Genomic DNA, 11,280 nt, shown 5'->3' with positions numbered 1-11,280 from the left:
ATTGAATATTTAAAATAATACCGTACTTACGGGCCGCCAAAAGGACCCCTCCGTCTCGACGCGTTTCGCCATTGGCCTTCGGCCTGGCTCACTTGCTCGCCACCTCCCCATCAAGATGGGGAGGAGAAGAAACGAGTCTGGAGCCCTTCGAAAAGAGTTACGCGGCCTTATGGAACAGGGCACGCATCATGTCGGACGCACTGATCACACCGACAAGCCGCTTCTTGTCATCCAGCACCAGCACATGACGATGATCGCCTTCCGAGAAGCGCGGCATGACCTCGGCCACCAGATCGCTTGCCTGAACCGAGGCATAGACCAGGGACATGATCTGGCCGGCCGCCTCGGGCTTGTCGGTATGTACGGTCCGGACCGGCTCCAGAAGCCGCGCCAGACCCTTGTCAGGCGTCTGCGGTTCTAACGCTTCGGCTTCGCGGCTGAAATCGTCCTGCGACAGCAGGCCCGACACCCGTCCGGCCCGGTCAACCACCGGTACCGCCTTGATGTCGTTCGCCTTCATCACCTGCCAGGCGTCGCGCAATGACGTGCCGAACACCACGGTCACCGGTTTTGGGGTCATGATGTCGCCGCAGGTCAAGGCGCCTGCCATACGTTTGTAGGCGATAAGTTCGCTGGCCCGCAGGAGCTGGTTCAGCTCTTCGGTGTCGATGGCCAGGACCTCATTGTGCTGGGCCAGCGCCTCGGCGAAGTCGGTCTGGGTGATGCGCAGCAGGCCGGACGCCTCCTTCGGCGCGGCCATGACCGGGTGAGGGTAGGGCTTGCGCGTCAGGTTGTTGTAGAGCAGGCCAAAACCGACCAGCAGCAGCGAGTTTGTCAGGGCCGGAAAGACGGCGAACTCGAACGCCTTGGCGCCGGTCAGGATCACCAGAAGCGCCATGGCCCCGCCCGGCGGATGCAGGCAACGCAGGGTGAACATGGCGCCGATGGCCAGGCCGACGGCGATGCCAGCGCCCAGGGCCGGATCAGGGATCAGGTTGCCGATGATCAGCCCAGCCAGGGCCGAGACCGTATTGCCGCCGACCACGGACCAGGGCTGGGCTAGAGGGCTGGAGGGGACGGCATAGACCAGGACGGCCGAGGCACCCAGAGGCGCCACCAGCCACGGCGACAGGTGGAAGGCCCGCGCGATCAGCAGGCTGACGATGGCGGTAAAGGCGATGCCGAAGGCGGCGCCCAGCGAACTGCGCAGGCGTTCCTGGAAATTGACCGCCATGGACCGCGGATAAAAGCCGGCCGCAAGCTGGCGCAGGTTCACCATGTCATCATCCCCGTCAGGTCATCCGAGGCGCAGTTGCGGGGGATGAATTCCTCGTGCGTCGGCAGGTGCATCCAGCCGGCCGATCCGCCGCCGACGATAACGACTTTACGTATGGGATTTTGCACAGTCTCTACTCCCTGCGACTCGATCAGGTGAAATGGGCGTCCATCGGCTTCATCGCCTGGACCCGCGTCTTGATGAAGCCCAGCATCTTCTGCAGGCGTTCGGCCAGTTCGTTTTCCGGCAGGTGGTCGGCGACAATGTCGTAGGCGCGCGGGATCAGGCCATGCCCGATCAGCATGGCGCGCCAGTCGTAGTCGAGGAAGGTCTCGTCGTCGTATTCGACCAGGTGGCCGCGCGCTTCGAACAGCCGCAGCTTATAGGCCAGCGAGTCGGGCACAGCCATGGCGCGGCAGCGGTCCCAGAAGGGTTCGCCCTGGCGCTGGTTCAGCTTGTAATGGCAGATCTGGTAGTCGCGGATCCGTTCCAGGCTGGTGAGGACATTGAGATTATATTCCCTGGCTTCCGGTGCCATGTCGCGATCCAGCGGCAGCAGGGAGGTCAGGTGCGACAGCCCCGTCAGGATCACCTGAATCGAGCAACTGTCGATCGGATCGAAGACCGCCGCCGCTTCGCCGATAGCGACGCAGTTGTGGGACCAGGCTGCCTGGCGCCGGCCGGCGGTGAAGGACCTGACGACCGGTTCGGCAAACTCGGTCGCGGCCATCCGCGCCGCCGTGTCCAGCGCGTCCTGCTGGGTCATCTGGCTGCCGGCATAGACTTGCTGGACCGCGGTGCGGTTGCGCAGGGGGAACTGGGCGACCCAGCCGGCATGATGGGCGGTGACCTGGCTGAAGGCCGGCATGGCCTTGATCGGCGCCGCCCGGGTGGTCAGGATGCGGTCGCAGGGGAACCACTGCGCCCATGACTGGAACGGGACGCCCATGGCCGCGCCCAGCAGCAGGCTTTCGGCCCCCGTGGCGTCGACGAAGAGGTCGCCCGTCACGGTCTGCCCGTCCGGCAGGGTGATGGCGGTGATGTCGCCGCTGTCCGGGTCGCGCGACACGTCGTTCAGCCGCGCCGCCGCCACGTGGCCGATGCCGCTTTCCAGGATGACCTGCTTCAGGACCTGGCAATAGGCCGAGGCGTCGAAATGGTAGCCGTAGTCGCATTCCTGGCCTTCGGTATCGCCGGCGGGCACGAAGAACCGCCCCTGGAGCGCGGCCATGGCATTGAGCGAAAAGTCGTCATACGGCACGTCCAGCCCCTTGGCCCGGGCCCTGACCCACTGGTGATGGAAGGCGACGCGGTTGATCGCCCAGCCTGAGTCGCCATAGGCGTGGAGGAAGGGCGGGCGCGATTCCGAAAAACCGATGAAACGCTGGCCCAGGCTGAAGGTGGCCTGGGTCGCGGCCATCAGCGGCGCTTCCTTGATCCGCATCAGGTCGTGGAAGGCCTGCTGGTTGCGCAGGGTCGGGATGACGTCGGCCGGCCGAAGCTGGGACGGCAGTTCGACCGCCACGATCTCGAGCCCGGTCCGGCGGAACGAGTTCCACAGGACGTTAGCGGCCAGCCACAGGGCTTCGTCACGGCCAACGATGACGACCTTGCGAATGGGGGACTTAAGCATGGGACTTCCCCGATTTCGCAGACTTGGTAGAAAGGCGGCAATGGCGGCGCACGAAGTCGTAGTGGCCCGGCATGGTGGCGACGTTGCTGGCGATGCGGTCGCGCAGGTCGTTCATGGTCCCCAGCATGCTGTCCAGGTCGATATTGTCGGCCTGGGGGTCGTAACCGCCGGGCTCGATCCGCTGGCCGGTATAGACGGCGATCCAGCTGGCCGGCGAGAACAGTCCGTCCTTGTAGCGGTGGATGTGGCCGCGCCGTTTGAAGATGTCCATCTTCTCGGCCAGCGAATCGGGCAGCTGCATGGTCTGGACATGGTGCCACAGGTCGCCCTTGCGCTCGGCCGAGGCGTGGTAGTGCAGCACCAGGAAGTCTCGGACGCGGGTATATTCGATGTCGACCAGCCGGTTGTATTCCTCCGCCAGGGCGGGATCGACAGGGTGGCCCGGGAACAGGCGCATCAGGAAGTTCACCGCGATCTGCGACATGTAAATGCTGGTCGATTCCAGTGGCTCCAGGAAGCCGCTGGCCAGGCCAAGCGCGATACAGTTCTTGTACCAGGAGTTCTTGCGCCGGCCCGACTGGAACTTGATCAGGCGCGGATCGCCCTGGGCGGCGCCGTCCAGGTTCTGCAGCAGGACCTCACGGGCGCGCTCTTCGGTGGTGAAGCGGCTGGAGAAGACGTAGCCGGTGCCGATGCGCTTCTGCAACGGAATGCGCCACTGCCAGCCGGCCTCGCGCGCCGTGCAGCGCGTCGTGGCGGTACCGTCGTCGTCGAGATCGCTGGAAATGGCCCAGGCGCGGTCGCAGGGCAGCCAGGACGACCAGTCCTCCCAGCCCATCTTGAGGGCCTGATTGATCAGGACGCCGCGGAAGCCGGAGCAGTCGATAAAGATGTCGCCCTCTACCACCTCGCCGGAGGCCAGGGTCAGGGACTGGATGAAGCCGTCGTCGGGACGCAGGGTGACGTCGACCACCGTGCCTTCGGTGCGGCGCAGGCCGCGCTTTTCCGACCAGCGCCGCAGATAGGCGGCGTAGAGATAGGCGTCGAAATGGTAGGCGTAGGAGTAGGTCGAACGGATCGAGCTTAAGTCTTCCGACGGCAGCTCGAACTTCTGTTCGCGGCTGGCGACGCTGGGGTAGCAGAAGTCGTCGATATTGAAGTCGTGGCCATGGGCCTTGGCGCGCAGAAAGCACTGGAAGAAGGGGACGCCGGCTATGGCGTGGCCGTGGCTGCCGAAGGGGTGGAAATAGCGGTCGCCCAGTCGTGCCCAGTCGCGGAATTCGATGGCCAGCTTGAAGGTCGCATTGGTTTCGCGCATGAATTCGACCTCGTCGACGCCAAGGAATTCATTGAAGTCGCGGACCTGTGGCAGGGTGGATTCGCCCACCCCGACAATGGCGATGTCGCCCGATTCGATCAGGCGTACGGTGGCGTGGTGCGGCCCGAAGGTGCGCACCAGCGAGGCGGCCAGCATCCATCCGGCGGTGCCCCCGCCCAATATAACGATCCTGCGCGGAGTTTGAGTCTCCATTCGGCGCATCCTTCCCAACGATTTTTACGTATTTGACCGTGATATACCAAACGGTCAAGGGGGATGTAAGCGCCTTAATTTATTCGAGAATTGGCTGTGCCGCGCTCGCCACGCTGTAGCAACGTGTCTACTTTTGCAACGACTGCCCGGTCAGTGCTGGTTTTCCGGCATGCGCACCACCAGGCCGTCCAGAGCGTCAGAGACGATGATCTGGCACGACAGGCGCGAATTCGGCTGCAGGTCATTGGCGAAGTCGAGCATGGACTCCTCCATAACCGACGCCGTGCCGGTGCGATCGGTCCAGGTCGGATCGACATAGACGTGACAGGTGGCGCAGGCGCAGGCACCGCCGCAGTCGGCGTCGATGCCTGGGATGTTGTTCTTGACGGCGCCTTCCATGACGCTCTGGCCGGTTTTCACGTCGATGACGTGTTCCTTGCCGCTATGTTCAATATAGGTGATCTTGGCCATGGTCTCGGTGGGGCGATGCGGCGGCTTACAGGTTCGGAAAGACGTTGTTTTTGACGACGTTGCTGCCCTCTGTGTTGGCGCCTTTCCGGATGAACAGAAGATTGTGATAGAAGTGCATGCCGACAATGTTCATGTCGAAGTAATTCGGCTGATAACCGGGGCGGTGCATTTCCTGCCAGTTCAGGCCGTCGACCAGGCTCTTGAAAAAGGGCATGGAGGCCTGGTGGCTGTCGGCCAGGGTGAGGCCGCCGCCATAGGGTGTCCAATAGCTGGTTTGCAGGGCTTCGATGACATACCAGCCGCCTTCGGCCAGGTGTTGAAACAGCATGTAGAAGCTGGCGATGACGTGTTCGGAGCGGTGGCTGCCGTCGTCGATGATGATGTCGAACCGGCCGCCGTTCAGGTCGCTGACCATCTTGCCGATGATCACCGGATCGGCCTGCGAGCCCTGATAGGTGTGGATGCGTTCGCCCTTGACGTTCGGCTTGGCGACGATGTCGAGCCCGGCGATTCGGCCCTTGGCGAAATAGTCCTGCCACATGCGCAGCGAATTGCCGCCGGCCTGTTCGTCGCCTTCGCCGCCGATGCCGATTTCCAGCAGGTTCACCGCCCGGTCGCGCAGGTCGGCGAAGTGGTGCTGATAATGCTGCGTATAGCTGTGCCCGGAAGCCTTGTCGGTACCGTGCCGTTCCGCCAGAACCGCCAGCTCATCCTTTCGGACGGCCGCTTCGGTGCGGCCGGAAATCTTCGAAAGGATGGAGCCGATCAGGCCGGGGTCGGACATATATAATCTCTTTTCAGCTTACCCCTTGGCGGGCATAAGCTTCTTGATCTCGGCGATGGCCTTGGCCGGGTTCAGGCCCTTGGGGCAGACCTGGGCGCAGTTCATGATGGTGTGGCAACGGTAGAGCTTGAACGGATCTTCCAGCGCTTCCAGTCGCTCCTTGCGATTCTCATCGCGCGAATCGGCAATCCAGCGATAGGCCTGCAGCAGGGCCGCAGGGCCCAGGTACTTGTCCTGGTTCCACCAGTAGCTGGGGCACGAGGTCGAGCAGCAGGCGCACAGGATGCATTCGTAGAGGCCGTCCAGCTTGTCGCGGTTCTTCGGGGTCTGCAGCCGTTCCTTTTCGGGGTCCGGCGTCTTGGCCTGCAGGAAGGGCTCGATCGAGGCGTACTGGTTGTAGAAGCCGGTCAGATCGGGCACCAGGTCCTTGACCACCGGCATGTGCGGCAGCGGCGCGATTGTGATTTCGCCCGAGAATTCGTCATGGCCCTTGATGCACGCCAGGGTGTTGCGGCCGCCGATGTTCATGGCGCACGAACCGCAGATGCCTTCGCGGCACGAGCGGCGGAACGACAGGGTCGAGTCGATGCTGTTCTTGATGTGGATCAGGCTGTCCAGCAGCATCGGACCGTGATCGGCCGAGTCGACCTCATAGGTGTCCCAGCGCGGATTCTCGCCGGTATCCGGGTCGAAGCGATAGATCTTGTAGGTGCGCGTCGTCTTGGTCCGCTTGGCGGCCTTGAAGCGTTTGCCCTGTTTAACCTGGGAGTTCTTGGGAAGGGTAAGCTCAACCATCTTAGTAAACCCGTGCCTTGGGGGCGATGTACGCGATGTCGTTGGTCATGGTGTAGGTGTGCACCGGACGGTAATCGATATTGGTTTCGCCCGACTTGAGATCGATCCAGGTCAGGGTGTGCTTCATCAGATCGTCGTCGTTGCGGTTTGGATAGTCCTCGCGGGCGTGGGCGCCGCGTGATTCCTTGCGGTTCAGCGCGCTGTCGACCGTGACCACGGCCTGTGAGATCAGGTTATCGTATTCCAAAGCCTCGACCAGGTCGGTGTTCCAGATCAGGCCGCGGTCCTTGATGCCGATATCGGCGGACGCCAGGAAGATATCCGTCAGGCGCTTGGAGCCCTGTTCCAGGGTCTCGCCGGTGCGGAAAACGGCGGCGTCTTCCTGCATGGCGCGCTGCATACGGTCGCGCAGCACGGCGGTCGGGGTTGCGCCCGAGGCGGTGCGGAACTTTTCGAGACGATCCAGGTGACCCTGGACATTGCCGGCGGCAAGCGCCTTGTGCGGGGTGTTGGGCTGGACCAGCTCCTTGGCGCGCATGCCGGCGGCGCGGCCGAAGACGACCAGGTCGATCAGCGAGTTGGAGCCGAGGCGGTTGGCGCCGTGGACCGAAACGCAGGCGGCTTCGCCCACGGCCATAAGGCCCGGCACGACCGTGTCGGGATCGCTGCCCTTCTTGGTCAGGACTTCGCCGTGATAGTTGGTCGGGATGCCGCCCATATTATAGTGGACGGTCGGAATGACAGGGATCGGCTCCTTGGTCACGTCGACGCCGGCGAAGATCTTGGCGCTTTCCGAGATGCCCGGCAGGCGTTTGTGCAGGATTTCCGGCGGCAGGTGGTCCAGGTGCAGGTGGATGTGGTCCTTCTTGGGCCCCACGCCGCGGCCTTCGCGGATTTCCATGGTCATCGAGCGCGAAACGACGTCGCGCGAGGCCAGGTCCTTGGCCGACGGGGCATAGCGTTCCATGAAGCGCTCACCGGCCGAGTTGGTCAGGTAGCCGCCTTCGCCGCGCGCGCCTTCGGTGATCAGGCAGCCCGAACCGTAGATGCCGGTGGGGTGGAACTGCACGAACTCCATGTCCTGCAACGGCAGGCCGGCGCGCAGCACCATGGCATTGCCGTCGCCGGTGCAGGTGTGGGCCGAGGTGGCCGAGAAGTAGGCGCGGCCATAGCCGCCCGTGGCCAAGATGACCAGGTGGGCGCGGAAGACGTGGATGTCGCCGGTGTCGAGCTGCCAGGTGGTGACACCGCGGCAGACATCGCCGTCCATGATCAGGTCGAGCGCGAAATATTCGATGAAGAATTCGACATTGTTGCGCACCGACTGGCCGTACAGGGTGTGCAACATGGCGTGGCCGGTGCGGTCGGCGGCGGCGCAGGTGCGCTGGACCGGACCTTCGCCGAAGTTGCGCGTCATGCCGCCGAAGGGGCGCTGATAGATCTTGCCGTCCTCCGTGCGCGAAAAGGGCACGCCCCAGTGTTCCAGCTCATAGACGGCCTGGGGGGCGTTGCGGACCAGATATTCGATGGCGTCCTGGTCGCCCAGCCAGTCCGACCCCTTGACGGTGTCGTACATGTGCCACTGCCACTTGTCCTCGCCCATATTGCCGAGGCTGGCGGCGACGCCGCCCTGGGCGGCGACGGTGTGCGAACGGGTCGGGAAGACCTTGGTGATACAGGCGGTCTTCAGGCCGGCCTGGCCGGCGCCGAGCGCGGCCCGCAGGCCCGAACCGCCTGCGCCGACGACGACGACGTCGTATTCATGTTCGATGATGTTGTAGGACTTGGTCATTTACGCCCCCTGGTACACGAGCCAGAGCGCCCCGCCAGTGGCCGCAACCACGGCCGCACTCAGGGCAAAGGTAAGGAAAAGAAGGAATCCGCGGGTGCCGGGCTTACCGATATAGTCGTCGATGATGACCTTCACGCCCATATACATGTGCCAGGCGGTGATCAGCATGGTGGCGGCGATGGCCAGGATGTTGAAGGGCTTCGACACGAAGGCCAGGGCGCCGTCATAGCCGGTGCCGGCGATGGTGAAGGCGGCGTAGGCGGCCCAAAGGACCAGCGGGATCAGGGCGATCGAGGTGAAACGTTCGGCCAACCATTCGCCGGCGCCGTGCTTTTCGGACTTTTTCCAGGACTGGGCCGAACGGTTGATGGGATCGTGGCTCACAGCGTCACCTTTCCGGTAGCGAACAGGACCGCCCAGAAGGCGAGGGTCAAGACAATGCCCAGGGCGAAAGTCCAGGCGGTCAGGGCATTGGCCTTCTTGAGCTCGAACGACGCGCCGGTATCCCAGATCAGGTGGCGAAGGCCGCCGGTGAGGTGGACGAATCCTGCCAACGAGAGGCCGAACCAGACCAGCAGGCCCAGCGGCGAGGCAGCATATTGGGTAAAGAGAGTGTAGGTGTCACGTCCCAGCGCCAGGCAGACCAGCCAGGCCGCAATCAGCACAACGCCGCCAATCGCGGCAGAACCTGTGATGCGGTGCATGATCGAGCTGAACATGGTGAAATGGAAACGCCAGATTTGCAGGTGAGGCGACATCGGGCGGGGAGGTAGGGGGCGAGGAGCTAACGTCTTTTCCGACATGAACCGGACCTTCATCCTTAACGCAAACGGCAGTGGCATTGCCGCAAAAAAGCCTTACGGTATCACGGGTCTTTTAGACGCTGAAACCGCTGTGTCAACAAAGCATTATGTCGCACAAGGGATTTTGCCGCCCTGCGTGGCATAACGCGATGATCACGCAGCGGTGACCGGCAAAATCCCATTGAATCCTAATTTCGCCCGATTTGCGTTGTTCCCTTATCGGGTGAAAGAAATCTTAAGACCCTGATGTTGAGGTCATAGTGTTGCGGTGGCGGCGGTGCCCGTGACACCTTTCATAACCAGTCAAACCTGTTGTGCGAGTAAATCAAAGTGTTGTCTGTTTTTCTGATGTCGGCCGCGCTAATTGCGCAAGAACCCGTCACCGTCAATGACTACCGCCGTGACTATGAGCAGCCGCGCAGCGAGTCGGAAGCGCGCTATGATTCCCGGCTGCAGCAGGCGTCCGCCACGCGCGGCGGCCAAATGGAGGGCGCCTGGCAGGTGTCGACCGACGATGGTAAGAAATTGATCAGCCTGGAGCTGCGCCAATCGGGCGGCCAGATTGAGGGCGCCTGGCGGTCTTCGGCCGGCGGTTACGGTTTGAACGGTTCGGGGTTTGTGTCGGATGCGACCTTGGTCGGGCGTGACCTGGAGGTCAACTATTTCGTCGGCCAGGCCAAGTCGCCGGTCATCCTGCATCTGCGTCAGGATGCGAATGGCACCTGGCGGGGCACTTCGATGAACGTGGCCGGTGAAAAGACGCCGGTGGTACTGACCCGGGCAGCGGGTGGCTGACCGCCTAACTTGCTGATCGTACGTCAAAAATTCCCTCTCCCCACTTGAGGGGAGAGGACGAGAGCTGAGCGAAGCGAAAGCGATCGGGTGAGGGGTTGAGGGTGTTCTGTTTCTACAGTTTCCGGCCGAACCAACCCCTCACACCTGCCCTCTCCCCTCAAGTGGGGAGAGGGAGAAGAATTTTCCGTCTGATTCAGTTTCATTCGCATTTGCAGCAAGCTCTTGCGCCAAAGCCCTTTAGGGATTAGACGCTCCCTTAAAATTTTGGCGCAATAGTATTAAGGGGAGTTCCCATGGCGCGTGCGAAGATTGCTTTGATCGGTGCGGGTATGATCGGTGGGACCCTGGCCCACATCGCTGCCCGTGAGGAACTGGGCGATGTCGTCCTGTTCGACATCATGGAAGGTACGCCGCAAGGCAAGGCGCTCGATATCGCCGAAGCCACGGCCGTGTTCGGCTCCGACGTCAGCCTGAAGGGCGCCAACGACTATTCGGCCATCGCCGACGCCGATGTCTGCATCGTCACCGCCGGCGTGCCGCGCAAGCCCGGCATGAGCCGCGACGACCTGCTCGGCATCAACCTGAAGGTCATGAAGGCCGTCGGTGAAGGCATCAAGACCTACGCCCCGAACGCCTTCGTCATCTGCATTACCAACCCGCTGGACGCGATGGTGTGGGCGCTGCGCGAATTCTCCGGCCTGCCGCACAAAAAGGTCGTCGGCATGGCCGGCGTGCTCGACTCGGCGCGCTTTGCCTACTTCCTGGCCGAAAAGACCGGCGTCTCGGTCGAGGACATCCACGCCTGGACCCTGGGCGGTCACGGCGACGACATGGTCCCGATGGTTCGTCACTCGACCGTCGGCGGCTTGCCGCTGCCGGAAGTCGTGGCCCAGGGCCTCATGACCCAGGACGAACTGGACGCCATCGTGAAGCGCACCCGTGGTGGTGGTGGCGAAATCGTCGCAATGCTGAAGACCGGTTCGGCCTTCTACGCTCCGGCGGAATCGGCCATTGCAATGGCCACCTCGTACCTGAAGGACAAGAAGCGCGTCCTGCCGGCCGCCGCCTATCTGTCGGGTGAATACGGCCTGCGCGGTCTCTATGTCGGCGTGCCGGTGGTCATCGGCAAGGACGGCGCCGAGCGCATCGTCCAGTTCTCGGTCAACGAAGACGAAAAGGCGATGTTCGCCAAGTCCGTCGAGTCGGTCCAGGGGCTGATTGCCGCCTGTAAGACGATTGACCCGTCGCTGGCTTAAAATGGGTGATGCTGGCCTGCAAAGTGCCGTTTTCTGCGCTTCCGGTGCTCACGTACAAACGTACGCTCCGCTCCGGTTCTCGAAACCAGCACTTTTCGGCTCAGCCTGACCCATTTTAGGTTCTTGATATCGAAGCCGTCCTGG

The 11,280-nt window shown here is 62.8% G+C and carries 12 protein-coding genes; 2 read left to right on the top strand and 10 right to left on the bottom strand.

What is annotated here, in order from left to right:
* Positions 1–157 precede the first annotated feature (157 nt).
* The 10 genes from ABAC460_RS46235 to sdhC form a co-directional block, all read right to left on the bottom strand.
* Positions 158–1,279 carry an HPP family protein gene (locus ABAC460_RS46235; RefSeq protein WP_023455700.1) on the bottom strand — a complete coding sequence of 374 codons (1,122 nt, stop codon included), beginning with the start codon at positions 1,277–1,279 and terminating at the stop codon, positions 158–160.
* Entirely contained in the window at positions 1,273–1,404 is a 132-nt protein-coding gene (locus ABAC460_RS50960; RefSeq protein WP_023455699.1) for a hypothetical protein, read from the bottom strand. The genes ABAC460_RS46235 and ABAC460_RS50960 overlap by 7 nt, the downstream gene beginning before the upstream one ends.
* A gap of 23 nt (positions 1,405–1,427) precedes the next feature.
* Positions 1,428–2,909, bottom strand: coding sequence for a tryptophan halogenase family protein (locus tag ABAC460_RS46230; RefSeq protein WP_023455698.1), 1,482 nt, complete (start codon positions 2,907–2,909; stop codon positions 1,428–1,430).
* Positions 2,902–4,440: a tryptophan halogenase family protein gene (locus ABAC460_RS46225; protein ID WP_031237493.1), complete on the bottom strand. Its 1,539-nt coding sequence runs from the start codon at positions 4,438–4,440 to the stop codon at positions 2,902–2,904. Before ABAC460_RS46225 ends, ABAC460_RS46230 begins: the two co-directional genes overlap by 8 nt.
* A gap of 150 nt (positions 4,441–4,590) precedes the next feature.
* Positions 4,591–4,911, bottom strand: a complete 321-nt coding sequence (locus ABAC460_RS46220; RefSeq protein ID WP_023455696.1) for a 2Fe-2S iron-sulfur cluster-binding protein — start codon at positions 4,909–4,911, stop codon at positions 4,591–4,593.
* Positions 4,912–4,936: 25 nt separating this feature from the next.
* On the bottom strand, positions 4,937–5,695 hold the full coding sequence (locus ABAC460_RS46215) for a hypothetical protein (RefSeq protein WP_023455695.1): 759 nt from the start codon (positions 5,693–5,695) through the stop codon (positions 4,937–4,939).
* Between the two features lie 18 nt (positions 5,696–5,713).
* Entirely contained in the window at positions 5,714–6,490 is a 777-nt protein-coding gene (locus tag ABAC460_RS46210; RefSeq protein WP_023455694.1) for a succinate dehydrogenase iron-sulfur subunit, read from the bottom strand.
* Position 6,491: 1 nt separating this feature from the next.
* The gene (gene sdhA, locus ABAC460_RS46205) at positions 6,492–8,282 is read right to left on the bottom strand and encodes a succinate dehydrogenase flavoprotein subunit (protein ID WP_023455693.1); all 1,791 of its coding nucleotides are present in this window, start codon (positions 8,280–8,282) and stop codon (positions 6,492–6,494) included.
* A complete protein-coding gene (gene sdhD / locus ABAC460_RS46200; protein WP_023455692.1) occupies positions 8,283–8,666 on the bottom strand; it encodes a succinate dehydrogenase, hydrophobic membrane anchor protein in 384 nt (127 codons plus the stop codon). It abuts the gene before it with no gap.
* The gene (gene sdhC, locus ABAC460_RS46195) at positions 8,663–9,040 is read right to left on the bottom strand and encodes a succinate dehydrogenase, cytochrome b556 subunit (RefSeq protein WP_023455691.1); all 378 of its coding nucleotides are present in this window, start codon (positions 9,038–9,040) and stop codon (positions 8,663–8,665) included. Before sdhC ends, sdhD begins: the two co-directional genes overlap by 4 nt.
* A gap of 375 nt (positions 9,041–9,415) precedes the next feature.
* Between sdhC and ABAC460_RS46190 the strand changes: the two genes are divergently transcribed.
* Positions 9,416–9,880 carry a hypothetical protein gene (locus tag ABAC460_RS46190; RefSeq protein WP_155914760.1) on the top strand — a complete coding sequence of 155 codons (465 nt, stop codon included), beginning with the start codon at positions 9,416–9,418 and terminating at the stop codon, positions 9,878–9,880.
* Positions 9,881–10,173: 293 nt separating this feature from the next.
* Complete coding sequence (mdh, locus tag ABAC460_RS46185) at positions 10,174–11,136, top strand: malate dehydrogenase (protein ID WP_023455689.1); 963 nt, start codon at positions 10,174–10,176, stop codon at positions 11,134–11,136.
* Positions 11,137–11,280: the final 144 nt, after the last annotated feature.

The sequence above is a fragment of the Asticcacaulis sp. AC460 genome, from assembly GCF_000495795.1.
In the GTDB taxonomy this organism is placed as follows: Bacteria; Pseudomonadota; Alphaproteobacteria; order Caulobacterales; family Caulobacteraceae; genus Asticcacaulis.
Note: the sequence above shows the minus strand (reverse complement) of the source record. Positions and strands in the feature narration are given on the sequence as shown.

Bases quoted from the DNA above. Each gene is read 5' to 3' on its own strand.
- ABAC460_RS46235 (WP_023455700.1), bottom strand. From the start codon at position 1,279: ATGGTGAACCTGCGCCAGCTTGCGGCCGGCTTTTATCCGCGGTCCATG.
- sdhA (WP_023455693.1), bottom strand. From the start codon at position 8,282: ATGACCAAGTCCTACAACATCATCGAACATGAATACGACGTCGTCGTC.
- mdh (WP_023455689.1), top strand. From the start codon at position 10,174: ATGGCGCGTGCGAAGATTGCTTTGATCGGTGCGGGTATGATCGGTGGG.
- ABAC460_RS46220 (WP_023455696.1), bottom strand. From the start codon at position 4,911: ATGGCCAAGATCACCTATATTGAACATAGCGGCAAGGAACACGTCATC.
- sdhC (WP_023455691.1), bottom strand. From the start codon at position 9,040: ATGTCGCCTCACCTGCAAATCTGGCGTTTCCATTTCACCATGTTCAGC.
- ABAC460_RS46230 (WP_023455698.1), bottom strand. From the start codon at position 2,909: ATGCTTAAGTCCCCCATTCGCAAGGTCGTCATCGTTGGCCGTGACGAA.
- ABAC460_RS46210 (WP_023455694.1), bottom strand. From the start codon at position 6,490: ATGGTTGAGCTTACCCTTCCCAAGAACTCCCAGGTTAAACAGGGCAAA.
- ABAC460_RS46215 (WP_023455695.1), bottom strand. From the start codon at position 5,695: ATGTCCGACCCCGGCCTGATCGGCTCCATCCTTTCGAAGATTTCCGGC.
- ABAC460_RS46225 (WP_031237493.1), bottom strand. From the start codon at position 4,440: ATGGAGACTCAAACTCCGCGCAGGATCGTTATATTGGGCGGGGGCACC.